General features: G+C 67.4%; 26 protein-coding genes and 2 pseudogenes. 19 read left to right on the forward strand and 9 right to left on the reverse strand.

What is annotated here, in order from left to right:
- Positions 1-56: 56 nt before the first annotated feature.
- The 6 genes and pseudogenes from D477_RS08670 (at position 57) to D477_RS21790 (ending at position 4,931) form a co-directional block, all read left to right on the forward strand.
- Positions 57-524, forward strand: a complete 468-nt coding sequence (locus tag D477_RS08670; RefSeq protein ID WP_005268654.1) for an ArsR/SmtB family transcription factor — start codon at positions 57-59, stop codon at positions 522-524.
- A 148-nt stretch (positions 525-672) separates the two neighbouring features.
- Positions 673-2,013, forward strand: a complete 1,341-nt coding sequence (gdhA, locus tag D477_RS08675) for an NADP-specific glutamate dehydrogenase (RefSeq protein ID WP_005268655.1) — start codon at positions 673-675, stop codon at positions 2,011-2,013.
- 24 nt (positions 2,014-2,037) lie between these two features.
- Positions 2,038-2,934, forward strand: coding sequence for an N-acetylglucosamine kinase (locus tag D477_RS08680; protein WP_005268656.1), 897 nt, complete (start codon positions 2,038-2,040; stop codon positions 2,932-2,934).
- 247 nt (positions 2,935-3,181) lie between these two features.
- Positions 3,182-4,290, forward strand: a pseudogene (locus D477_RS08685) (3-deoxy-7-phosphoheptulonate synthase).
- Between the two features lie 151 nt (positions 4,291-4,441).
- On the forward strand, positions 4,442-4,654 hold the full coding sequence (locus D477_RS08690) for a helix-turn-helix domain-containing protein (protein ID WP_005268658.1): 213 nt from the start codon (positions 4,442-4,444) through the stop codon (positions 4,652-4,654).
- Positions 4,655-4,832: 178 nt separating this feature from the next.
- Positions 4,833-4,931 carry a 30S ribosomal protein bS22 gene (locus tag D477_RS21790; RefSeq protein ID WP_003792170.1) on the forward strand — a complete coding sequence of 33 codons (99 nt, stop codon included), beginning with the start codon at positions 4,833-4,835 and terminating at the stop codon, positions 4,929-4,931.
- An 81-nt stretch (positions 4,932-5,012) separates the two neighbouring features.
- On the opposite strand, the gene D477_RS08695 is transcribed toward D477_RS21790, so the two are convergent.
- A complete protein-coding gene (locus D477_RS08695; protein WP_005268659.1) occupies positions 5,013-5,831 on the reverse strand; it encodes an HAD family hydrolase in 819 nt (272 codons plus the stop codon).
- Between the two features lie 100 nt (positions 5,832-5,931).
- Between D477_RS08695 and D477_RS08700 the strand changes: the two genes are divergently transcribed.
- Together D477_RS08700 and D477_RS08705 are read left to right on the forward strand one after the other, a co-directional pair.
- Positions 5,932-6,189: a glutaredoxin family protein gene (locus tag D477_RS08700; RefSeq protein WP_005268660.1), complete on the forward strand. Its 258-nt coding sequence runs from the start codon at positions 5,932-5,934 to the stop codon at positions 6,187-6,189.
- Between the two features lie 77 nt (positions 6,190-6,266).
- Positions 6,267-6,980, forward strand: coding sequence for a redox-sensing transcriptional repressor Rex (locus tag D477_RS08705; protein ID WP_005268661.1), 714 nt, complete (start codon positions 6,267-6,269; stop codon positions 6,978-6,980).
- Positions 6,981-6,990: 10 nt separating this feature from the next.
- On the opposite strand, the gene D477_RS08710 is transcribed toward D477_RS08705, so the two are convergent.
- Complete coding sequence (locus D477_RS08710) at positions 6,991-7,827, reverse strand: hypothetical protein (RefSeq protein ID WP_005268662.1); 837 nt, start codon at positions 7,825-7,827, stop codon at positions 6,991-6,993.
- A gap of 177 nt (positions 7,828-8,004) precedes the next feature.
- Positions 8,005-8,550 (reverse strand): YceI family protein, encoded by a 546-nt coding sequence (locus D477_RS08715; RefSeq protein WP_005268663.1) that lies wholly within the window; start codon positions 8,548-8,550, stop codon positions 8,005-8,007.
- Between the two features lie 144 nt (positions 8,551-8,694).
- Between D477_RS08715 and D477_RS08720 the strand changes: the two genes are divergently transcribed.
- From D477_RS08720 to ccsB, 5 genes are read left to right on the forward strand one after another with little or no spacing between them, the layout of a single operon-like run.
- Positions 8,695-9,357 carry a histidine phosphatase family protein gene (locus D477_RS08720; protein ID WP_005268664.1) on the forward strand — a complete coding sequence of 221 codons (663 nt, stop codon included), beginning with the start codon at positions 8,695-8,697 and terminating at the stop codon, positions 9,355-9,357.
- 52 nt (positions 9,358-9,409) lie between these two features.
- Positions 9,410-10,024 (forward strand): TlpA family protein disulfide reductase, encoded by a 615-nt coding sequence (locus D477_RS08725; RefSeq protein WP_005268665.1) that lies wholly within the window; start codon positions 9,410-9,412, stop codon positions 10,022-10,024.
- A 32-nt stretch (positions 10,025-10,056) separates the two neighbouring features.
- Positions 10,057-10,812 (forward strand): cytochrome c biogenesis CcdA family protein, encoded by a 756-nt coding sequence (locus tag D477_RS08730; protein WP_043846275.1) that lies wholly within the window; start codon positions 10,057-10,059, stop codon positions 10,810-10,812.
- Positions 10,812-12,455 (forward strand): cytochrome c biogenesis protein ResB, encoded by a 1,644-nt coding sequence (resB, locus tag D477_RS08735; protein ID WP_005268667.1) that lies wholly within the window; start codon positions 10,812-10,814, stop codon positions 12,453-12,455. Before D477_RS08730 ends, resB begins: the two co-directional genes overlap by 1 nt.
- 14 nt (positions 12,456-12,469) lie before the next feature.
- A complete protein-coding gene (gene ccsB, locus D477_RS08740) occupies positions 12,470-13,501 on the forward strand; it encodes a c-type cytochrome biogenesis protein CcsB (protein WP_005268668.1) in 1,032 nt (343 codons plus the stop codon).
- Positions 13,502-13,628: 127 nt separating this feature from the next.
- On the opposite strand, the gene D477_RS08745 is transcribed toward ccsB, so the two are convergent.
- Positions 13,629-14,009 carry a PLD nuclease N-terminal domain-containing protein gene (locus D477_RS08745; RefSeq protein WP_005268669.1) on the reverse strand — a complete coding sequence of 127 codons (381 nt, stop codon included), beginning with the start codon at positions 14,007-14,009 and terminating at the stop codon, positions 13,629-13,631.
- A gap of 107 nt (positions 14,010-14,116) precedes the next feature.
- Between D477_RS08745 and D477_RS08750 the strand changes: the two genes are divergently transcribed.
- Positions 14,117-14,431, forward strand: coding sequence for a DUF4229 domain-containing protein (locus D477_RS08750; protein WP_005268670.1), 315 nt, complete (start codon positions 14,117-14,119; stop codon positions 14,429-14,431).
- Positions 14,432-14,449: 18 nt separating this feature from the next.
- Here the strand turns inward: D477_RS08750 and D477_RS08755 are convergent, their stop codons facing one another.
- The 4 genes and pseudogenes from D477_RS08755 to D477_RS08770 all read right to left on the reverse strand — a co-directional run bounded on the left by D477_RS08755 (position 14,450) and on the right by D477_RS08770 (position 18,013).
- Complete coding sequence (locus D477_RS08755) at positions 14,450-15,331, reverse strand: 1,4-dihydroxy-2-naphthoate polyprenyltransferase (RefSeq protein WP_005268671.1); 882 nt, start codon at positions 15,329-15,331, stop codon at positions 14,450-14,452.
- A gap of 57 nt (positions 15,332-15,388) precedes the next feature.
- A pseudogene (locus tag D477_RS23865) lies at positions 15,389-16,530 on the reverse strand (AMP-binding protein).
- A gap of 9 nt (positions 16,531-16,539) precedes the next feature.
- Positions 16,540-17,529, reverse strand: coding sequence for a 1,4-dihydroxy-2-naphthoyl-CoA synthase (locus tag D477_RS08765; RefSeq protein ID WP_005268672.1), 990 nt, complete (start codon positions 17,527-17,529; stop codon positions 16,540-16,542).
- Positions 17,530-17,575: 46 nt separating this feature from the next.
- Positions 17,576-18,013: a VOC family protein gene (locus D477_RS08770; protein WP_005268673.1), complete on the reverse strand. Its 438-nt coding sequence runs from the start codon at positions 18,011-18,013 to the stop codon at positions 17,576-17,578.
- A 252-nt stretch (positions 18,014-18,265) separates the two neighbouring features.
- Here D477_RS08770 and D477_RS08775 point away from each other — a divergent pair, with 252 nt between their 5' ends.
- The 5 genes from D477_RS08775 to D477_RS08795 all read left to right on the forward strand — a co-directional run bounded on the left by D477_RS08775 (position 18,266) and on the right by D477_RS08795 (position 22,232).
- Complete coding sequence (locus tag D477_RS08775) at positions 18,266-18,745, forward strand: SRPBCC family protein (RefSeq protein WP_005268674.1); 480 nt, start codon at positions 18,266-18,268, stop codon at positions 18,743-18,745.
- Complete coding sequence (locus tag D477_RS08780; RefSeq protein ID WP_005268675.1) at positions 18,742-19,221, forward strand: SRPBCC family protein; 480 nt, start codon at positions 18,742-18,744, stop codon at positions 19,219-19,221. The genes D477_RS08775 and D477_RS08780 overlap by 4 nt, the downstream gene beginning before the upstream one ends.
- Before the next feature lie 154 nt (positions 19,222-19,375).
- The gene (locus D477_RS08785) at positions 19,376-20,590 is read left to right on the forward strand and encodes a thiolase family protein (protein ID WP_005268676.1); all 1,215 of its coding nucleotides are present in this window, start codon (positions 19,376-19,378) and stop codon (positions 20,588-20,590) included.
- Entirely contained in the window at positions 20,590-21,372 is a 783-nt protein-coding gene (locus tag D477_RS08790) for an enoyl-CoA hydratase/isomerase family protein (protein ID WP_005268677.1), read from the forward strand. Before D477_RS08785 ends, D477_RS08790 begins: the two co-directional genes overlap by 1 nt.
- A complete protein-coding gene (locus tag D477_RS08795) occupies positions 21,369-22,232 on the forward strand; it encodes a 3-hydroxyacyl-CoA dehydrogenase family protein (protein ID WP_005268678.1) in 864 nt (287 codons plus the stop codon). Before D477_RS08790 ends, D477_RS08795 begins: the two co-directional genes overlap by 4 nt.
- A gap of 91 nt (positions 22,233-22,323) precedes the next feature.
- Here D477_RS08795 and D477_RS21135 read toward each other — a convergent pair whose 3' ends face one another.
- The gene (locus D477_RS21135; protein ID WP_005268679.1) at positions 22,324-23,178 is read right to left on the reverse strand and encodes an SGNH/GDSL hydrolase family protein; all 855 of its coding nucleotides are present in this window, start codon (positions 23,176-23,178) and stop codon (positions 22,324-22,326) included.
- Between the last annotated feature and the right edge of the window lie 6 nt (positions 23,179-23,184).

Here is a 23,184-nt window from a genome sequence, read left to right on the forward strand (position 1 = left end):
CACGGCACGCGCGGAATGGGGATGCCACCAGCGGTATATACGGTTAGGGTAATGGGATGGTCATCGATGATGTCTTCGCTGTGATTGCGGAGGGCACCCGGCGGGAAATCCTCGGATCCCTCCGCGACGGCGACAAGGCCGTGGGCGAGCTCGTGGACGAACTCGAAGTCAGCCAGCCTACCGTGTCCAAGCATCTGAAGGTGCTCCGCGAAGCCGGCCTCGTGACCATGCGTGCCCAAGGGCAGAAGCGCTACTACGGGCTGCAGCCCGGTCCGCTCCAGGACGTCGCCGACTGGGTTGCGTCCTTCGGGCTGGGGCCGGCCGCAGCTCCCGTGCGCGAGGTGCTGCCGCCCGCCGTTGCCTTGGTGCCCGGCCCCGCTGCTCTGGCTCCGGAAGCGGAAGGCGACGTCGCGGGCGCGGCCCCGCTCGGTCGTTCCCTCGGCCAGGCAGCCAACCAGGCAGCCAAACAGGCGGCGGACCTGCTGGCCCACCTGCCGAAATTGAGGCGCAGCCGGCGCCCTTGACCGGCAGGACCCAGCGCCGGTTTCGTTACACACGCCTACCCCGACGTTTCGTGCGTGTTTTCATTTTTGACGACTTATTGTGGTTCCATCGGTAGTCGGTCCCTGCACGCCGGCTGCGTGCGCTATTCGTGAAAGAAGGAGCAGGCTGATGGACGCCCAATTGCTCGAAATCCGTGACGAAGTTTTCCGCCGCAACCCCGGAGAGACCGAGTTTCACCAAGCCGTCAACGAAGTCTTCGAGTCCCTGGTGCCGCTTTCGGCCCGGCACCCGGAGTACGCCGATGCCGCGATCCTGCAGCGGATCTGCGAGCCGGAGCGGCAAATCATCTTCCGCGTCCCGTGGGTCGACGACGCCGGCAAGGTCCAGATCAACCGCGGCTTCCGGGTGGAGTTCAATTCCGCCCTCGGCCCGTACAAGGGCGGCCTGCGCTTCCACCCCTCGGTGTACCTGGGCATCGTCAAGTTCCTGGGCTTTGAACAGATCTTCAAGAATGCGCTGACCGGCATGCCCATCGGCGGCGGCAAGGGTGGAGCGGACTTCGACCCGCGCGGCAAGTCCGACGCCGAGGTCATGCGCTTCTGCCAGTCCTTCATGACCGAGCTTTACCGCCACATCGGCGAGTACACCGACGTTCCCGCCGGCGACATCGGCGTGGGCGGCCGCGAGATCGGCTACCTCTTCGGCCAGTACAAGCGCATCACCAACCGCTACGAGTCCGGCGTGCTCACCGGCAAGGGAATCGGCTGGGGCGGCTCGCTGGTCCGTCCGGAGGCTACCGGCTACGGTGCCGTGCTGTTCGCCGAGGAAATGCTCAAGACCCGCGGCCAGAGCTTCGACGGCCAGCGCGTGGCTGTCTCCGGCTCCGGCAATGTGGCGATCAACGCCATCGCCAAGGCCCAGGCGCTGGGCGCCAGCGTGGTCACCGCCTCCGACTCCGGCGGTTACGTCGTGGACGAGGCGGGAATCGACGTCGAACTCCTCCGCCAGATCAAGGAGGTCGAGCGCGGCCGGATCTCCGAGTACGCCGAGCGGCGCGGCGCCTCCGTGAGCTACGTGGCCGACGGCTCGGTGTGGGATGTCGACGCCACCGTCGCCCTGCCCTGCGCCACGCAGAACGAACTCAATGACAAGAACGCTGCCAAACTGCTGGCCTCTGGCCTGGTCGCCGTGGCCGAAGGCGCCAACATGCCCTGCACCGCCGAAGCCACCGCCATGTTCCAGGAAGCGGGGATCCTGTTCGGACCGGGCAAGGCCGCGAACGCCGGCGGTGTCGCCACCTCCGCCCTGGAGATGCAGCAAAACGCCAGCCGCGACGCCTGGTCCTTCGAGCACACCGAAGAGCGGCTCACCGACATCATGGTCAACATCCATGAAAGCTGCGCCGCCACGGCCGAGGAATACGGCATGCCGGGCAACTACGTGGCCGGCGCCAACATCGACGGCTTCAAGCGCGTCGCCGACGCGATGCTCGCACTGGGAGTCATCTAGCGGCAGGGCGGTAGGCTCGGGCCCATGGCGGAAGTGCTCATCGGGCTCGACATCGGCGGCAGCAAGACGCATGCCGTCCGTTTCGAGGACGGCATGCCGGCGGCCGAGGCGGTAGCGGCCAGCGCGAATGTGCAGAACGTCTCCCGCGCGGAGGCCGCGGCCGCGCTGAGGGAAGTTTTTGCCGCGGTGGGAGCGGGCGCCCGGGCAGTGGTCGCCGGTGCCGGGGGCGTCGATACCGCGGACGACGCCGGTGCCCTGGTTTCGCTGATTGCTCCCCTCGCGCCCGGGGCCAGGATCCACGTCGTGCATGACTCGCGACTCATCCTGGCTGCCGGCGGTGCGCGCAGCGGCATAGCCGTCATCGTCGGCACGGGTACCGCCGCCTGGGGTACCGACGGGGCAGGGCGCGAAGCCCGCGCCGGCGGCTGGGGATACCTGCTGGGCGACGAAGGCAGCGGCTACTGGCTGGCACGCGAGGCCGTCCGCCACGCGCTGCGCCGCCGCGACCAGGGGCTAGCTCCGGACGCCCTGACCCGCGCACTGTTGGCGGACTGCGGCCTCGCCGAACCCGCAGAGCTGATTGCGGCCTTCCACGGCGGAGCCGGGCGTGCCTACTGGGCCCAACGTGCCCGGCTTGTCATCGAGGCCGCGGAGCACGGCGGCGCGGCAGCCGCCCTGGTCGACGACGCGGTCCGGCACCTGTCCGGGCTGGTCCTCCAGGTCGCCCGGCAGATCGGCAGCGCCGGCCCGGTGATCCTCGGCGGCGGCATCGGCACCAACGTCCCCCGGATTGCCGAGGGGATCGCTGCTGCGGTCGCCGGCGCCGGCATCCGCGGCGTGCGGCAGTTGGACCGTGCTCCGGCCTTCGGGGCCGCTTTCCTGGCCGGCATCGAACCGCCTGCGGCGGGCAGCGTCAGGTAGCCCGCGCGTCATATCGGGTCATATTCTGGCCTCCGCGGACGCGCCGGGCATAACCTCGCAGCATGACAACCCGTTGGTATGCGTATTTTCCGTTGGCTCTGGAGGGGCCTGACGTGACTGCCTAGCGGCATACGCAACCAACGAACCTCCAGAGCCAACAGGGCAGAGAGCAATCTCTGCCCTTCGCCATTTCCACGGCGGGTTCTGGGGCTGCCGGTCCCGCCATCATCGAAGACGGGAACCCGCCATGACACTATCCAGCCTCGCCGCCGACCACAGCTCTTCCCTCGGCGCCCGGTCCTTCACCGTGCTGCCTGCGCCCGCGGAAACCGCCGCGGAACTGCCGGCTGCCCCCGGGGCGATTGCCGCCGTCGAACGCGGACGTGCAGGCATCCGGGCGATCCTCAACGGCCTGGACGACCGCTTGCTGGTGATCGCCGGGCCTTGTTCGATCCATGACCCGGAGGCGGGACTGGACTACGCCGCGCGGCTGGCGGAGGCCGCCCGGCGGCACAGCTCCGAGCTGCTCATTGTCATGCGGACGTACTTCGAGAAGCCGCGCACGACGGTCGGCTGGAAGGGCCTGATCAACGATCCCCAGCTGGATGGATCGCATGATGTGGCAGCCGGGCTGCGCACGGCCCGCCGCTTCCTGCTGGACGTCACCGCGCTGGGCCTGCCGGTGGCCACGGAGTTCCTGGAACCGGTCAGCGCCCCCTACCTGTCCGACCTGGTCAGCTGGGGTGCGGTTGGCGCCCGGACCACGGAGAGCCAGATCCACCGCCAGCTGGCCGCGGGCCTGCCACTGCCGGTGGGGTTCAAGAACGGGACCGACGGCGGCATCCAGGTGGCGATCGACGCCTGCCAGGCAGCGGCGGCCGCGCAGGCGTACCTGGGCATGGACGACGACGGCCGTGCGGCTTTGGTCTCCGCGCCTGGCAACCCGGATACTCACGTGATCCTGCGCGGCGGCAGCGCCGGACCCAATTACGCGGCGTCGAGCGTGCTTGATGCGTCCGGCAAGCTGGCCGCTGCCGGCCTGAACCCGCGTGTGATCGTTGATGCCAGCCACGCCAACAGCGGGAAGAGCCACCATCGGCAGGCCGAGGTGGCGCTGGAGCTGGCGGCGCAAGTGGAAACCGCGGAACCGGCTTCGCGCGCCTTGGCCGGCGTCATGCTGGAGAGCTTCCTGGCCGGCGGCGCCCAGAAGCTGGACGTGGCAGCGGTGGCAGCCGGCGAGGCCGAGCTGGTGTACGGCCAAAGCGTGACCGACGCTGCATGGGATGGGAGACCACAGAGCTGGTGCTGGAGCAGCTGGCCGCAGCCTCCGGCCGCAGCCGCATGGCGGCCAGCTAAGAATGCCCATGTCATCTAACGGTTAAGCAACAAGGACAACTTTCACTTTGGTCTCTTGTACCTCTAGAGTATCGACTTAGACGGTACTTACTTCGCTCGGCAAGGCGGCACGCCGTGGAGTCTGCCTGGAGTAAAAAGGATTTGATGCGCAATGGCTGAGGAGAAAAACTTCTCGAACGTCCGCTTCCTCACGGTGGCGGAGGTTGCCGAAGTCATGCGCGTCTCCAAGATGACCGTCTACCGCCTGGTCCATGCCGGCGACCTGCCCGCCGTCCGTTTCGGCCGCTCCTACCGGGTGCCCGAGTCAGCGGTGGAGCAGTATGTGCAGGGTGCAGTCGTCGACAGACAAAGCGGCACCGCCTGACCGTGGCTCGGCGCCTGCGGTCCGGCCAGGACGGCGGGCCGGCGTCAAAACTGTTCCGGTTTAGGCGTTACCCTGTTAAGGAACGTTTTACGTCGTCGTAAGAATCCGCTTGCCTGCCGGCCTGTTTCCGGGCAGTCATGGCCGGTGGATGTCAACCGAAGTGATTTGTGAGGAACTCGTGGGTTCAGTTATCAAGAAGCGCCGCAAGCGTATGGCCAAGAAGAAGCACCGTAAGCTGCTTCGCAAGACCCGCCACCAGCGCCGCAACAAGAAGTAGCCGCTGCAGCGCAAGCTTCCAGCAGGTCCGCCAGGGAAACCACCGGGCGGACCTGCTGCTTTTAACCGGCCTGGCCACGCCTCAGACGTGCGGGCGGCGGACCTTGCTCAGGCCGCGCCAGAGGCCGTAGACCGCTCCGGCGCCGGTCGCTGCCTTCAGGCCGAGGGTGGCCGCCCTTCGGCCGCTGCGGAAGTCGTAGACCGGCCAATTGTGCTCGCGGGCGTGCCGGCGCAACCTGGAATCCGGATTGATGGCGACCGGGTTGCCGACCAAGGACAGCAGCGGCACATCGTTGTAGGAATCGCTGTAGGCCCAGCACCGGTCCAGCCGGAGCCCTTCCAGCCGGGCCAGTTCCGCCACGGCCTCTGCCTTGGCGGCGCCGTGCAGGATTTCGCCCACGAGTTGCCCGGTGTAGGCGCCGTCGGCGATTTCCCCTACGGTGCCGAGGGCGCCGGTCAGGCCGAGCCGGTCCGCAATGACCTGGGCGACGGGTAGGGGAGTGGCCGTGACCAGCCAGACGCGGCGGCCGGCGCGCAGATGCTGGTCGGCCAGGGCGCGCGTGCCCGGCCAGATTTTGGAGGCGATGATCTCGTCGTAGACTTCCTCGCCCAGGGCCTTCACATCGCTGACCAGCAGTCCCGCGCCCAGTGCCATCGCGGAGTCCCGCACGGAATGGATGTCCTTGAGGTTTTCGCCGCGGAGCAGGAAGCGTCCCTGCTTGAGCGCGAAGCCGGCGGCGTCGCGGAGCCGGAAGGCCCCGCGCTGGTGCATTTTCCGGGCCACGTGGAAGAGGCTGGCTCCGCGCATCAGGGTGTTGTCGACGTCGAAAAAGGCTGCAGCTGCCTGCCGATCCGGTGGACCAGTGGTGCGGGCGGCAGGGTCCTGGGCGGCTGTCGGCATGGTTCGAGTCTAGCGACCGGTGCCGGGTGCCGCAGGCGCTCCGCCATCGCGGCCGGCCCTTCTTTGGCGCCGCGCCTGCCGGACAGGCTACGTTGGAGCCATGACTGACTCACCGGCCCCGGCGCACGACCTGCTGCTGCTGACCAAACCTGGTTGCCACTTGTGCGAGGCTGCGCGCCGTACGGTGGCAGAAGTGGCGGGGGAACTGCGGATACCGTGGCGGGAACAATCGATCCTCGACGACGCAGAGCTCGAGCGGCGCTTCGCGGAGGAGATTCCCGTGGTCATGATCGACGGCGTCCAGCGGGACTTCTGGCATATCGATCCGGACCGGCTCCGGCGCCTGCTCACAGCCTGAGCCGCCCAGGCTGATTAGTGGCAACCCGACCGAAGCCATAATGTTGGGATACAGACCGATACCGTGAGGACCGCACCGTGACTACCCAGGATCCTTCAGGTCCCTTTGCGGGGCCGGAGACGGCCGGCCGGCATATTCCTCCTGCTGCCGTCGCCCGGCTGACCATCTACCTGCGCGCGTTGAACTCCCTGCTCGCCGAAGGCGTGGAGCGTGTGTCGTCCGAGGAGCTGGCCGAGGCCGTCGGCGTGAAGTCAGCCATGCTGCGCAAGGACTTGTCCTATCTGGGTTCCTACGGAACGCGCGGTGTCGGCTACGAGGTCCAGTTGCTCACGCGGACTATTGCCGCACGGCTGGGCCTGACCCAGGACTGGCGGGTCGCCATCGTCGGTGCCGGCAACCTCGGGCGCGCCCTGGCAGGCTATTCCGGCTTCACCACCAGAGGCTTCGAAGTTGCCGCCATTTTCGACGCCGACCCCGCCGTGATCGGCTCCGACGTCGGCGGGCTCAAGGTCAGCGGCGTCGCGGATCTGGAAAAGGTCCTGGCCCGGACCGGGGCCAACATGGTCGTGCTCGCGGTGCCAGCCCGGGTGGCGCAGGAATTGTGCGACAAGCTGGTGCAGGCCGGCGTGCGCAGCATTCTCAGTTTTGCGCCCGTCGTCCTGCAGGTCCCGGCAGGCGTCGAAGTGCGCAAAGTGGATATGGCCACCGAACTGCAGATCCTGGCCTACCACGCGCAACGGGCGCAGGAATCGGAACTGCATTCCGAGACCCACGCCCGCAGCGGCCAGTGAACCCTTCCGGTCAGCGGCCGTAGATGCCGAACTTCCGGGCCGAAACAGCCTTGAAGAATTCGTTGGAGGCCGGCAGGAACAGCAGCACAATCGCTGCGACACCCAGCAGCACGGTCACGCTGTGCAGCCCGAACGGGAACAGGCCCAGCAAGGACAGCGCCGCGAAGACCGTGCCGGTGATGCGGGCCCAGTTCTTCCCCGCCTTCACACCGAAGGCAACCATCAGGTAAAGGCCGATCATGATCAGCCCGACGATGACGAGCACAACACCTGCCATGCCGCCCATCATGTCCATGAACTGCTCCTCGCTGATCTCACCCCCGGTCTGGGACAGAGCGTCCCGTACGGAAGGGTCGTCGGCCAGGGAGGCCAGGAGCGTGTCCATGGTGGCCAGGGAGTAGATGATCTCGATGGCGCTGAACACGGCTGCGGCGATGATCAGCCAGAAGGCAGTCGTCACTTCCTTCGGCCGGGCCGGGGCGGATCCGGGCTGTGGCTGGGACGACGGGTAGCTGTACTGCCCGGGCTGCGCGCTCTGGTAGCCGTAGGGGCCGGGCTGCTGACCGTACTGGCCCTGCTGGGGAGCGTTCTGGCCGTAGGAGGGCGTGCCCTGGCCATAGGAGCCGGGCTGCTGTCCGTAGCCCGGCGCGTTCTGCCCGTACTGCGGCGTGTTCTGCCCGTACTGGCCATACTGGGGCTGGTTCTGCCCGTAGGGGCCGGACTGCTGGCCGTACTGGGGCGGGTTCTGCCCGTACCTCGGCTGCTCCTGCCCGGCGCCGTTCCCCGACTGGCCCCGCTGCTGGTCCGGTTGGCCGGATGAGTCGGGCTGGTTTTCAGGAGTGGACATGGTCGGATCCTTCTCTTGGTCTGCACAGGAGCGGCGAGTGCCGGCAGGCCCTATCACGGCCTGATACTGCAACACTACAGCGGGGCCGAGGGAGCGGAGGCTAACCCGAAAGGATGATTTTCAGGGATGCAAAACGGGCCGGACAGCCCAGCCGTCCGGCCCGCAGTGAAAGCGAGGTCAGGACTGCTTGACCAGGGCCGCGTCCAGGTTGATCTTGACCTTGTCGCTGACCAGGACGCCGCCGGCCTCCAGCGCTGCGTTCCAGGTCAGCCCGAATTCCTTGCGGCTGATTTCGGCCTCGCCGGTAAAGCCCGCCCGGGTGGCGCCGAACGGGTCGACGGCAACGCCGGTGAACTCGACTTCGACTTCAACCGGCTTGGTGACGCCGCGGATGGTGAGGTCCCCGGTCAGCGTGTACTCCTCGCCGTCGCCCTCCACCCCCGTGGCCTTGAAGGTCATCTCAGGGAATTCCTCGACGTCGAAAAAGTCGGGCCCCTTGACGTGGGCGTCGCGGTTGGCGTCGCCGGAGCTGAAGCTGGCCGTCTTGACCGTGGCATGCAGGGTCGAGTCGGCCAGCGACGAGCCGACGCGTGCTTCAGCGTCGGCCTCGGTGAAACGGCCGCGGACCTTGCTGATGCCTGCGTGGCGGACAGTGAAGCCGATCTCGCTGTGGGAATGGTCGAGTTTCCAGATGCCTTCGACGAGGCCTTGGGGCAGTGTCAACGTGAACTCCTTGCGTGCGGTAGTACCAGGATCAACGGTTCGTGCCTTGCCAAGGGCCCCGCCGGAGCCGGGGCCCTCCACAGCACATTCTTGCCGCGCCCCCCGCTTTGGGCAATAGCGGCCGACTTTGAGACACTTAAGACCATGCCGCCAACCACCGTCCACCTGCTGCGCCACGGGGAAGTCCACAACCCGGACCGGGTCCTGTACGGGCGCCTGCCCGAATTCCACCTTTCGGAGCTGGGCCGCCAGATGGCACAGCGGGCCGCTGAGTACTTCACGGAGCGGGTGCGGAACGGCGCGAACATCTGCTACCTCGTGTCTTCCCCGCTGACGCGGGCGCAGGAAACTGCTGAACCGACGGCGGCAGCACTGAAGCTGGAAATTGTTACCGATGAGCGGATCATTGAGGCGGAGAACCGCTTCGAGGGACTCTCGGACGTCAAGCGGCACCTGCGCGATCCGCGGCACTGGATGTACCTCCGGAATCCGATGCGGCCGTCGTGGGGCGAGGCTTACACCGCCCAAGTGCTGCGGGTGATGGCGGCGGCCGAGGACGCCCGCAAGGCTGCGGAGGAGCGCGGCGGCCCGGGGGCCGAAGCCGTTATGGTCAGCCATCAGCTGCCGATCTGGGTCACGCGCTTGGCCGCTGAAAGCCGCCGGCTATGGCACGACCCGCGCCGGCGCCAGTGCACGCTGGCTTCGGTGACCAGCCTGAAGTTCGACGGAGAGCATCTGGCAGGGGTTGACTACTGCGAACCCAGCGCCGACCTGCTCCCCGGTGCGGCGAACATCCCGGGAGCGTAATAGAATTACTACGCGTTGTAGAAGTGGGAAGCCCCAGCCCACGAAGAAAAGTGTGATTGTGACTGCGAAAAACCCTGAGCCGCTGAACCGCCGGTCCCTGCTCAAACTGAGTGCCGGGCTGGTCTTTGCCCTGCCCCTGGCCGCCTGCACGGTGGAGGACTCGCTGGCCCAGCAGGCCAACGCCGGCGACAACAAAAACTATATCGCCGGCGACGGCTCAGTCACCGAATATGACCCGGCCAGCCGCGGCGAGCCGGTCCAGCTGACCGGAAAACTCTTCGACGGCAGCACAGTGGATTCTTCCGCCTGGCCCGGCCAGGTAACCGTACTCAACTTCTGGTACGCCGCCTGCGCCCCGTGCCGGCTGGAAGCCAAGGACCTGCAGGCGCTGAGCGAGGAGTTCAGCGACGAGGCCCAGTTCTACGGCGTGAACGTGCGGGATGAGAAGGCGACAGCCGAGGCGTTCGAGCGCAACTTCGGCGTGACCTACCCCAGCTTCCAGGACAAGGACGGCGGGATCCTGCTGGCCATGACGGACTATGTCCCGCCGCAGGCCGTGCCCACCACCCTCGTGCTGGACAAGGAGGGCCGGGTGGCTGCCCGGATCCTGGGCGTCGCCGACAAGGGCACGCTCAAGACCCTCATCCGAGACACTGCGGCCGCCTGACCGTGGGAGTATCGGCCTACCTGCCCGCCTCGATCGGCAGTGTCTTCGGCGAAACCGTGCTCAGCGGTTCCGTCCTGCTGGCGATCCCGGTGGCCATGCTCGCCGGGCTGGTTTCGTTTATGTCGCCCTGCGTGCTGCCGCTGGTCCCGGGCTACCTCGGCTACGTCACCGGCCTGACCGGCGCAGACCTGGAGAGCCAGCGGCGGGGCCGGATGTTCGCCGGAATCGGCCTGTTCGTGCTCGGCTTCTCCGTCGTCTTCGTGGCGATCGGAGCGGTGTTCGGCCAGCTGGGCGCATGGCTCAAGGGAACGGAAGCCGCGTGGGTGACGCAACTGCTCGGCGTCGTCGTACTTTTGATGGGCGTCATTTTCATGGGCGGGTTGTCCTGGTTCCAGCGGGACCGGAAGATCCACTCGCGTCCGCCGGCGGGCCTCTGGGGCGCGCCGGTGCTGGGCATGACGTTCGGCCTGGGCTGGGCGCCCTGCATCGGACCGACCTTTTCCGCCGTCCAGGCGCTGGCTTTCTCCGGCGGCGCCGATGCCGCCAAGGGCGCGTTCCTGGCGTTCGTCTACTGTCTGGGCCTCGGCGTGCCGTTCCTGCTGATTGCCCTGGGGGCGCGCCGCGGGATGGGCGCGATGGCGTTCTTCCGCCGGCACCGGCTGTTCCTGCAGCGGGCCGGGGGCGGAATGCTGGTGGTTTTGGGCCTGCTGATGGTCACCGGGCTCTGGGGGAGCTGGGTCACACAGCTGCAGGACTGGTTTGCAAATGAAGTGAGGCTCCCCATCTGATGAGCAAGAAGACCATGCAAAAGGACGACGTCGAGCTGCCCGCTTTGGGGTTTGCCGGCACGTTGCGCTTCATCTGGAGCCAGCTGACGAGCATGCGCACGGCGCTGTTCCTGCTGCTGCTGCTCGCTGTTGCCGCAGTCCCGGGATCCCTGTTCCCGCAGCGCCCGGCCAACCCGGCAGTAGTGACCCAGTACATCAAGGACAACCCCACGACCGGGCCGTGGCTGGACCGCTTCCAGCTGTTCGACGTCTATTCGTCCGTCTGGTTCTCCGCCATTTACCTGCTGCTGTTCATTTCGCTGATCGGCTGTGTGGTCCCGCGGGCCATCCAGCACTGGAAGGCGATGCGCTCCCAGCCGCCGCGCACCCCACGCAGGCTGTCCAGGCTGCCCGAGTACGGTGCCATGGCGCTGCCTGCCGGTTCGCAGGTGACCCGGGATTCCGCGGTCGCGGATGCTGCCCGGCTGCTCAAGCGGCGCGGCTACCGGGTGGATGTGCGGGACGGCGGCACCGACCGGCCGTCCGTCGGCGCCGAGCGCGGCTTCTTCAAGGAAGTCGGCAACCTTGTGTTCCACGTCTCGCTGATCGGCGTGCTGATCTCGGTGGCCGTGGGCGGTCTGTTCGGCTACCGGGGCCAGAAGATCATCGTCGAGGGCGAATCCTTCGTCAACACGCTGGTGAGCTATGACAACTTCACCCCGGGCAGCAACTTCCATGAGGACCGGCTGGCACCGTATTCGATGCAGCTGGACAAGTTCGAGGTGGAGTTCGACCGGGAGTCCCAGACCCACTACGGCCAGCCGCTCGACTTCACCGCGACCATGACCACGAAGGACTCCCCGGACGCCGAACCGGAGCAGCAGATCCTGAAGGTCAACGAGCCGCTGTCCATCGGCGGGACCAACGTCTACCTGGTCGGCAACGGCTACGCGCCGGTGGTCACGGTGCGCGACGGCGACGGCAACGTGGCGTACCAGGGCCCGGTGGTCTCCGTGCCGAACGACGGCGCCTACACCTCCACCATGGTGATCAAGGTGCCCGACGCCAAGCCGGAGCAGCTGGGCTTCGTGGGCTTCTTCCTGCCGACGGCCGTTGAGGGCGAAGACGGCGTCGCCGTGGGCAGCGACCCCGATCCCTTCAACCCGCGGCTGTACCTGAACTCCTACTACGGCGATCTTGGCCTGGACGAGGGCGATCCGAAGAACGTCTACGTGCTCGACACCAGCGAACTGACGGTCCTGAACGACCGCAAGGAGGAGGCCGGCGGCATCGAGCTGGGGGCCTATGAAAGCGCTGAACTGCCCAACGGGATGGGCAGCATCACCTTCGACGGCCTCAAGCGCTACGTCGCCCTCGACATCGACCACGATCCGGGCCAGGGCGGCGCGCTGGTGTTCTCCACGCTGGCGCTGCTGGGACTGGGCGCCTCGCTGTTCATCGGCCGGCGGCGCGTCTGGGTCCGGACCGGCACGCATGAGGACGGCAGGACAATGGTCGAGTGGGGCCTGCTGGCCCGCGGCGAGGACCCCCGGCTGGAAGCCGAGTCCGCAGCGCTGCGCAAGCTTTTCGAAAAAGAGTGGCTGGCCGCCGACAACCGGCCTGCCAAGAATGACCGGGACGCCGTCGGCGTCAACGAATCCTAAGGACGTGCCCGAGCATGCCAAGCATTGACGAAACCCTCGGCCAGTACAGCGAGCTGTTCATCCTGCTCGCGGCCATGGCGTTCACGGTGGCCTTCATCGCCTTCTGCTGGGATCTGGCAACATCCAGCAAGACGATCCGCGCGGTGGAGAACCGCCTGGCCGAAGAGCGTGCCGCGCAGAAGGTGCCCGCTGCCGTCGGCGCCGGCGGTGCGCCGGCTGAAGCAGGAAGCGGCCAGGAGGTCAGCTTCGAAATGGCCGACGAGTCAATGGATTACGGTTCCGAGCGCCGCAACGCCGCCCGTATCGGCGTGGCCGTCAGCATCCTGGCCACCCTGATCCTGGCTGCCGGGGTGGTCAGCCGCGGCATCGCGGCCCACCGCGTGCCGTGGGGCAACATGTACGAGTTCTGCACGACCGGCGCGCTGGTCGTGGCCCTGGTCTACCTCGTCGCCCTGGTCAAGAAGGACCTGCGCTTCCTGGGCTCCTTCGTGATCGGCCTGGTGGTCATTATGCTCTGCGCCGCCGCTATCGGGTTCCCCACGCCGGTGGCCCACCTGGTGCCGGCCCTGCAGAGCTACTGGCTGATCATCCACGTCTCCGTGGCAGTGATTGCATCCGCACTGTTCACCCTGACTTTCGCCATGTCGGTGCTGCAGCTGATGCAGTCCGGCCGCGAGGCGCGGGCGCGGGCTGGCCAGAAGGACCGGCTGGCCTTCATGCGTCTTGCCCCCTCGGCACTGACCCTGGAAAACGTCGCCTACCGGATCAACGCCGTCGCCTTCGTCCTCTGGACCTTCACGCTGATGGCCGGTGCGATCTGGGCTGAGAAGGCCTGGGGCCGGTACTGGGGCTGGGACACCAAGGAAGTCTGGACGTTCGTGATCTGGGTTGTCTACGCCGGCTACCTGCACGCCCGCGCCACCCGCGGCTGGACCGGGACCCGCGCGGCCTGGCTGTCGATCGTTGGCTACCTCTGCGTGATCTTCAACTTCACCATCGTCAACGTCTTCTTCTCCGGCCTGCACAGCTACTCCGGCATCCAGTAGCCGGAACCGGACAATAACGAAGCCCCGCAGTTTTCAAATCAAACTGCGGGGCTTCGTTATTGTCTTCGCGAGCTGAACCGGCCGGCCGGCCCATTTGCGCACGACGGCGGATCGCCGGCTGCGGTTATCAGCGCGGGGCGCCGGGATTGTCCCGGCCTTCCTCGCCGAGCTGGTCCTTGTCCTTCTTTTTCAGTTCCCGGCGGCGCTTTTCCTGCTCCGCCTCGCGCTGCTGCTGGCGGCGCTGGCGGTCCAGGTTGCGCAGGAAGGCCACGTCGTCGTCCGGAGCCATGGGGCGGCGCTGCTGCACCTGCGGCCGCGGGCTGGAGCTGGGCCTGCCGAAGAAGAACCACAGCAGGGCGCCAATCAGCGGGACCAGGACGATGGTCAGGATCCAGCCTGGCTTGGAAATGCTGCGCACTTCCTGCGGCCGCGAGCGGATGCACTCGATGAGCGCATAGATGATGACGGAGACCGCCACCACGACGAGGAAAATGTACACACGGGCCATGACTTAATTGTAGTTGAGCCGCGCCGCCCGCCCTTGGCCGGTCGCGGCCATTCAGCTCTGAGCGCGACGGCGGCCGGGGCCATGGCAGGGGGGCGTAAACTTGTGGGGTGGCTTTTTGGAAATTCACCGCACTGCGGCTCGGGTTCGTCGCCCTGATCTTCGTGCTCGGGCTGTTCCTGCAGCTTGGCATCATCTATTCGGCCATCGTGTCGGTGATCATGGCCTGGTGCATCACGTACCTGTTCTTCCGCAAGATGCGCGACGAGGCGGCGCTGGCGCTGCAGAACAGGCTCACCGGGAAAGCCAAGCCCATCCGCACCTCGACCGAGATCTCGGACGCGATGGCCGAAGACGAGGCGGTCGACCGCCACGGGCAGCTGCACGTCGACGCGGACCGCAAGCCGCGGCAGGCCAAGGACTGATCCCGCAGCCGGCCCCGGCTACACCAGCTGCGTGAGCACCATGCCCAGGGTGAAGGCAGCTGCGAAGCACAGGCTGACCACGCCGGTCTGCTTCAGCACCGGAATCAGGTCCTGCCGCCGGTGTCCGCGCAGCATGACCCAGCTGGGCGTGATGCAGAGCGGTGCCACCAGCAGCACCAGCAGGATCCACGGGTGGTCATTGACGAGCAGCAGGGGCAGCAGGAGCGCCAGCGCCAGCATCATCACATAGCTGACCCGGGCGGCGTCGTCGCCTATCCGCACGGCGAGCGTCTTCTTCCCGGCCTCGCGGTCCGTGGGGATGTCCCGGACGTTGTTGGCCATCAGCAGGGCGCTGGCCAGCAGCCCGATTGAGACGGCGCCGAGGAACGAGGACCAGCTCACCGCCAGCGCCTGCGTATAGGTGGTGCCCATCGTGGCCACGATCCCGAAGAACAGGAACACGAACACTTCGCCCAGCCCGATGTAGCCGTACGGGTTCTTGCCGCCGGTGTAGCCCCAGGCCGCGAGCACGCAGCCGACCCCGACGAGCAGCAGCGGCCAAGTTCCGGACAGGATCACCAGCAGCAGCCCGCACAGCATGGCGGCGCCGAAACAGCCGAACGCGGCATACTTCACGGACCGAGGCGAAGCCAGCCCCGAGGCGGTCAGCCGCACCGGGCCCACCCGGACGTCGTCGGTGCCTCGAATGCCGTCCGAGTAGTCGTTGGCGTAGTTCACGCCCACCTGGAACAGCACGGCGATGAGCAGCGCCAGCAAGGCCCGCAGCGGATGGAACGCCTCCAGGTCGTACGCCGCCGCACTGCCCACGATGACGGGAGCAATGCCCAGCGGGAGGGTGCGGAGGCGGGCGCCTTCAATCCAATGGGCGGCAGTTGCCACTGTGCAGGTCCTTCTCAATCTCGCGTTCAGGAATCCGCGGCGCACGGCCGCAACGTTCTATTCTCCCGTACTCGGGGCACCGCCGGGTTCAGCCGGCGCCTTCACCGCGCGGCGCAGCAGTCCGGCCACCGTGAGCCGGTCCGGTTTGCCGTTTTCCAGCAGGGGCAGCGCGTCCAGGAACACAAGGTGGCGCGGGGCAGCCGGTCCACCGAGTTCCGCGCGCACGTGCGCCTGGATGTCTTCGGCGGAGGCGGAACCGACGACGGCGGCCGCCACCTCGGTGCCCCACTCCGGGCTGTCTATTCCCGCCACAAGGGCGGCCTGCACTCCGGGCACCGCTTCGATGGCCGCGGCGACGGCGGCGGCAGAGACTTTCACCCCGCCGGTGATGAGCACGTCGTCCGCACGGCCGCTGACCGACAGTACGCCGCCCTCCCACGCGCCCAGGTCGGAGGTACGGAACCAGCGCGTCCCGGCTTCCTGGCGGAAGTGTTCGGAGGTCAGCTGCGGATTGTCCAGGTAGCCTGCGGCCACCACCTCGCCGCCGAGCAGGATCCGGCCCTGCTCCAGCCGGACCTGGACCCCGTCGAGCGGAACGCCGTCGTAGACGCAGCCGCCGCAGGTCTCGCTCATGCCATAGGTCCGCACAATCTCAAGGAGTGCTTGGCCGCCTCGGAGCGCAGCCGATCGGACAGCCGGGCCCCGCCAAGGAGGATCGCGTCGAACCGCCGCAGCGCCGCGATGGTGCCGGCCGACGGTTCCTCGAGCAGCCGGTGCAGCTGGGTCGGCACCAGGGACGTGATCCGGAACCGGTGTGTCAGCTGCTCAGCCGCGGCGGTGAAGGCTTCCGCCGTGAACCCGCCGGCCAGGTCCATGACCGCGGGCTCCGTGCCGGCGTGGAGCGAGCGGACCAGCACCTGCAGGCCGGCCACGTAGTTCGGGGCGAGCGCCAGCAGCCACTGTCCCTCGCCGCCCAGCCGCCGGACGGTGCCGCGGGAGGAAGCAGCCAGGGCCTCTGCGCCCAGCATGGTCGCCTTGGGCGTCCCGGTGGAGCCGGACGTCCGGACTACTGCCGCCGTTCCGGGTGCCAGCCCGGCGGACAGCACCGGTTGCGGCGTTCCGCCGGCATCCAGTTCCACGGCCGGTCCGCGGCCGGCCAGGGCTGCAGACAAAGCGGTGAGGGCAGGCGCCACATCCATCGGCGCAGCCTAGAAGTGGTACGGGAAGCTGGACCAGTCCGGGTCGCGCTTCTGCAGGAAAGCGTCCCGGCCCTCGACGGCCTCGTCGGTCATGTACGCCAGCCGGGTCGCTTCCCCGGCGAAGACCTGCTGGCCGGCCAGCCCGTCGTCTGCGAGGTTGAAGGCGAACTTGAGCATCCGGATGGCCTGCGGGGACTGCCTGGCGATGTCGGCCGCGTACTCCAGCGCGACCTGCTCCAGCCGCTCATGGTCCACCGCTTCATTGACTGCACCCATCCGCACCATGTCCTCGGCAGAATACTCCCGGGCCAGGAAGAAGATCTCTCGGGCGGCCTTCTGGCCGATCTGCCGCGCCAGCAGCGCCGAACCGTAGCCGGCGTCGAAGCTGCCAACCGTGGCGTCGGTCTGCTTGAATTTGCCGTGCTGGCGGGAGGCGATGGTCAGGTCCGACACCACATGGAGCGAGTGTCCGCCGCCCGCGGACCAGCCATTGACGACGGCGATGACCACCTTGGGCATCGTGCGCATCAGGCGCTGGACCTCCAGGATGTGGAGCCGGCCGGCACGGGCCGGATCGATCGTTTCCTGGGTCTCGCCGTCTGTATCTTGTATTACGTACCTGTAGCCGTCGCGGCCGCGGATCCGCTGGTCGCCGCCGGAGCAGAAGGAATGCCCGCCGTCCTTGGGGGAGGGGCCGTTGCCGGTGAGCAGCACGGCGGCCACATCCGGAGTCATCCGGGCATGGTCCATCGCGCGGAACAGTTCGTCCACCGTGCCCGGACGGAAGGCATTGCGGACCTCGGGCCGGTTGAAGGCAATCCGCACCGCCGGCAGGTCGCGCAGGATCCTGCCCTCGGCGTCGCGCTCCACCTGGCGGTGGTAGGTCAGGTCCTGGAAGTCGAAGCCGGAAACTTCGCGCCACTGGAATGGATCGAAGACGTCGGAGACTTTCGCGGGCAGTACGTCGGCAGCAGCCGGTGCGGAATGGTCTGTACTCACGCCCTCGAGTCTATCGCCGCCCCGAAACGGCCTTCGCCTGCTTGGCTTAGGAGATGCAGAATTCGTTGCCTTCCGGGTCTGCCATGGTGTACCAGGTGTGGGGGCCCTGCCGGCCGTCGTGCAGGTAGGTGGCGCCGCGCGCTTCCAGCCTGGCCCGGGCCTCGTCCTTGTCGGCACCGCCGAGGTCGACGTCCCAGTGCACCCGGTTCTTCACCGACTTTGATTCCGGAACCGTTTGGAAGAGGATACGGCGGCGGCCGCGTCGACCGGCGTCCTCTGCCGGACAGATCGCTGCGCCGGGCCTCCAGACGCGGACGCCGTTGTGGACGATGGTTTCCTCTTCGGTGGCAAAGCCCTTGGCAATCATCTCCGACACGAAGTCCTGGTCCGTCGGCTCGACGATCCAGCCCAGCGTCTCTGCCCACCAGTCGGCCTGTTGATGCGGATCCGCGCTGTCTACCACTACCTGGATGTTGAAGGTCATGGCCCGACCCTATGGCCGGCGGAGGATGGGCAACAGGGGAAACCGGACAGCTTTCGTCCTGGTTTGCCGAAGGCAGCTCTAGCCTCTGACCGTCACGCTTAGGGAATGGCCCCGAGTACGACGGCGGCGGGGGACCAGGTGCCCCACCGCGTCTTCTTACGGGCCGCGCCGTCACCTTCCCCGTCCTGTCGGCAGGCATCGGCTACTGTGATGGGCAAGCAACGCCGGGAAATGACGGGAGGAATGCCGCCGATGGCACACCAGTTGGAACTGGCCCGCTATATCGACGCCCCAGCCGAGGTCGTCTGGGATGTACTGACCGACATCGGCCGGGCCGATTCGACACTTTCGGGCGTGGACAGCGTGGAGATCCTTACTCCCGGTGCGTATCGGGAAGGCTTCCGTTGGCGCGAGACCCGGAAAATGCTGGGCAAGGCTGCCACCGAAGAGATGTGGGTAACCGAGGTCCAACCCGGGCAGTCCACCGTGGTCAAGGCTGCCTCCGGCGGCGCCGACTACACCACACGCTTCACTCTCACGCCTTCAGGGGACGGCACGGAACTACGCATGTTCTTCGGCGCTGAGCTGCAGAACCCGGGCTGGCCGGCGCGGCTGGCGATGGCGGTGTTCGGCAAGCTGGGCATCAGCGCAGCACGCAAGGCCATGCAGCAGGACCTGTACGACATCGCGGCCGCCGCGGAGGGCAAGGCCCGGAAGGGCGGGCAGCCATGAGCGGCGCATTCAGGATCGATGTCAGTCTGGACAGCACCATCGAAGGCGCTTCCATGCTGCGGTTCCGCTGCCGCTTCGCCCACAGCCTGCCCCGCGTGTGGCAGGCCCTGACCGATGACGAGCAGCTGTCGGCCTGGTTCCCGTGCCGGGTCCGGCTGGAGGAAAGGGCCGGCGGCCGCATTGAGTTCCTCTTCCCGGACCAGGAGCCGGATTACGGCGAGGTGCTGGAGTTCGAGCCCGAAAGCAGACTGGGCTTCAGCTGGGACCAGGAGGTCCTGCACTGGTATCTGCACCCCGACGCGGACGGCTGCCGGCTCATGATGACCAACACGCTGCAGGACCCGGAGTCCAGGGCGAAGGTGGCTGCCGGCTGGCACGGCTGCTTCCAGGCACTTGACGCCCTGTTGTCCGGCTCGGAGGCGCAGCTCACTCCTCTTCCCGAGCTTATTGAGCATTACCGGCAGACCCTCGGTTAGCGGCAATTGTTGCGCCCTCCCGGCTGCTTCAGTTGACCGCCGCCACCGCCCGTGGGATTCTTTATAGAACGGTCGGTCGGTAATTTCTGCCTGTGGCTGCGCCCGCGGAACCGGCCGGCGGACTACTACGGAACACAGACTCGAGGGACTTTCAATGGCTGAGGCATTCCTGGTTGGCGGAGCGCGGACCCCTGTGGGCCGCTATGGCGGGGCGTTGTCGTCGGTCCGTCCGGACGATCTGGCCGCGCTGGTGGTCAAGGAGGCCGTCCACCGTGCCGGCATCGATCCGGACGCGGTGGACGAAGTGATCCTGGGCAATGCCAACGGCGCCGGCGAGGAGAACCGCAATGTCGCCCGCATGGCCTGGCTGCTGGCCGGCTACGCGGACCATGTCCCGGGCATCACGGTGAACCGGCTCTGCGCCTCCGGCCTGAGCGCAATCATCCAGGCTTCGCACATGATCAAGGCCGGCGCCGCTGACATCGTGGTCGCCGGCGGCGTGGAGTCCATGAGCCGGGCCCCGTGGGTGCAGGAGAAGCCCGCGAAGGCCTTCGCCAAGCCCGGCGAGCAGTTCGACACGTCCATCGGGTGGCGCTTCGTGAACCACCGCTTCACGCACGGGGACCTGTCCCGCGGCGGCAAGATGACCTACTCGATGCCGGAGACGGCCGAGGAAGTTGCCGAGGTCTACAACATCTCGCGTGAGGATGCCGACGCCTTCGCCGTCCAGTCGCACGAGCGGGCCATCGCCGCCATTGAGGGCGGCCGGCTGAAGGAAGAAATCGTCCCGGTGGCCGTCCATGGCCGCAAGGGAGCGACCACCATGGTCGAAACCGACGAGGGGCCCCGCCCGGGCACCAGCATGGAGGTCCTGGCCGGGCTGAAATCCATCATCAAGCCCGGCGGCGTGGTCACGGCCGGCAACTCCAGTTCGCTTAACGACGGCGCCTCCGCGATCGTGGTCGCCTCCGAGGCCGCGGTGCAGAAGTTCGGTTTGTCTCCGCGGGCCCGGATCGTGGAGGGTGCCTCGGCCGGTGTCGCCCCGGAAATCATGGGCATCGGCCCCGTCCCGGCCACCCGGAAGGTGCTGGACAAGGCCGGCTGGAGCATCGAGGACCTGGGCGCCGTCGAACTGAACGAGGCCTTTGCCACCCAGTCCCTGGCCGTGCTGCGGGACCTGAAGCTGGACCAGTCCATTGTCAACAACGACGGCGGGGCCATCGCTTTGGGGCATCCGCTCGGTTCCAGCGGCTCCCGTCTGGTCGTCACCCTGCTCGGCCGCATGGAGCGCGAAAACGCCAACCGCGGCCTGGCCACCATGTGCGTCGGCGTCGGCCAGGGCACCTCGATGATCGTCGAGCGGGTCTGATGCTGTTCGCCTCCCACGAATTCAAGACGCTGCTGGTCGACGAGCGGGACGACCGCGTCCACGTCAAGCTGAACCGGCCCGAGGTCCGCAACGCGATCGACCAGGCGATGGTCGATGAGCTGCACGCCATCTGCTCCGTCCTGGAACGAGAACCGCGGATCCTGATCCTCTCCGGAACCGAGGCTAACGGCAAAGGCATCTTCGCCTCCGGCGCCGATATCGCCCAGCTGCGCGAGCGCCGCCGCGAGGATGCACTGGCCGGCATCAACTCCACCATCTTCAATCGCATCGCCCAGCTGCCCATGCCGGTGATCGCAGCCCTCGACGGCTTCGCCCTTGGCGGCGGGGCGGAACTGGCTTACGCCTCGGACTTCCGGATCGCGACGGAAACCGTCAAGATCGGCCAGCCCGAGACGAACCTCGGGATTATGGCCGCGGCCGGTGCCACTTGGCGGCTGAAGGAACTGGTCGGCGAACCGCTGGCCAAGGAGATCCTGCTCGCCGGCCGGATCCTCAACGCCGAGGAAGCCCTCGCGGCCCGGCTGATCACCGAAATCCACCCGGCAGGGCAGCTCATCGACGCCGCCCACGCGCTCGCGGACCGGATCGCCGCCCAGGACCCCCTGGCCGTGCGCATCACCAAGAGCGTTTTCCATACCCCGCGGGAGGTCCACCCCGTGATCGACACCATCGCCCAGGGGATCCTGTTCGAATCCGAGGCGAAGTTCGACCGCATGCAGGCCTTCCTGGACAAGAAGAAAGACAGCAGGCAGAACAAATGAACGCAGTTGAGTCAGTACCGGGCAAGGTCGGCGTCCTGGGTGGCGGCCGGATGGGGGCAGGCATCGCGCACGCCTTCCTGACCGCCGGGGCGAACGTCGTCGTCGTCGAACGGGATGACGAAGCGGCCGAGGGCGCGCGCCGCCGCGTGACCGATGCCCTGCTTAAGAGCGTGGAGCGGGGGACCACCACGGAGTCCATCGGCCAGCTCACCGAGCGGCTGGCCGTGGCCGTGAACTACTCATCGTTCGCCGACTGCGGCCTCGTGGTGGAGGCAGTGCCGGAGGACTTCGAGCTCAAATCCACCGCGCTGAAGGCGGTTGAGGCCCAGCTCGCCCCCACCGCCTGGCTTGCCAGCAACACCTCCTCGCTGTCCATCGGCAAGCTGGCGGACCAGCTGCAGCGCCCGGGCAGCTTCTGCGGCCTGCACTTCTTCAACCCGGTCCCGGCATCGCAGCTGGTGGAGGTAGTCCTGGCGCCCAAGACCTCCACGGAGCTTGCCGCCGCCTCCAAGGCCTGGGTCGAGGCACTCAACAAAACTGCCGTCGTCGTACACGATGCCCCCGGCTTTGCCTCCTCCCGGCTGGGCGTGGCGATCGCGCTCGAAGCCATGCGGATGGTCGAAGAGGGCGTCGCCTCCGCCGAGGATATCGATGCCGCCATGGTGCTCGGTTACAAGCACCCCGTTGGGCCGCTCAAGACCACGGACATCGTGGGGCTGGACGTCCGCCTGGGCATCGCCGAGTACCTGCACTCCACCCTCGGGGAGCGGTTCGCGCCGCCGCAGATCCTGCGGGACAAGGTGGCCAACGGTGAACTTGGCCGTAAGACGGGCAAGGGTTTCTTCACCTGGAACGACTGACCCTTCGGCATGACAGAGCGGGCCGCCCTGCCGGAAAGCATCCGGCAAGGCGGCCCTGTCCCTTTGCCCGGCGCAGCCGCGGCTGTGAAGATCAGCGGCGGAGGTCCCCGACCAGCTGCTTGAGCTCTCCGGCGTAGCCCTTCTTGTAGCCTTCGACCGTCGGATGGAAATCCCGGTATGAATCAGCGGACCCGTAATTGAGCCATGGCGCCGGTGAGCCGATTCCGTGCCGCTCGAACCTCTCCGTCACATCGACGTACACCGCCTGCGGCGACCGGTCCGCGGCCTCTTCGATGACGCCGTTCAGGCGGTCCACACCCTCATTGAAGATCTCGGCGGCCTCCGGCGATAGCGGGCTGGCGCTGCCTGCCTTGGTGGAGAACAAGTGCGGATAGCCAACGGCGGCGATGGTGGCATCCGGTGCCGCAGCCCCGAGCTGCCCGTACAGTTTCTGCAGGTCGGGCAGCACCTGCGCTCGCGCGGTTTCGTAGCCGTTGTCCACCGCCGTCTGGCAGACCGCCGCGGGCTGGGTTGCGCACGCCAGGATGACGGCGCTGAAATCGACGTCGTTTCCTCCTGCCGTCACGGTCACGAGGTCGGTCTGCGCTCCCAACGCCCCCGAGCCATAGGCCGCCGCGGCCTGTTGCATTGCGTGCTTCGCGGTTGCCCCCGCGCAGGCGAAATTACCGTCCAGTGCCACGCCCGGGCGTTCTTCGAGGTATTCCGCGTAGCCCGGACCGGAGGCGAAGCAGCCCTGGGCCTTTGCGGCCAGTTCCCCGGTGCCGATGCCGGCGGAGTAGGAGTCGCCCAGGACCACCAGATCCACGGTTTCGGAGTGGGCGGAGGCCGGTGCTACCGCGGATCCGCCGATCAGCCCGGCCACCAGGAAGGATACTGCCCCGAAGCGCTTTGCGTGGCCTTTGCGGCCGAAGGTGAAAGAAGTCATGCGAAC

Origin of the sequence: Arthrobacter crystallopoietes BAB-32 (genome assembly GCF_000328305.2) — a bacterium.
Classification (GTDB): domain Bacteria; phylum Actinomycetota; class Actinomycetes; order Actinomycetales; family Micrococcaceae; genus Crystallibacter; species Crystallibacter crystallopoietes_A.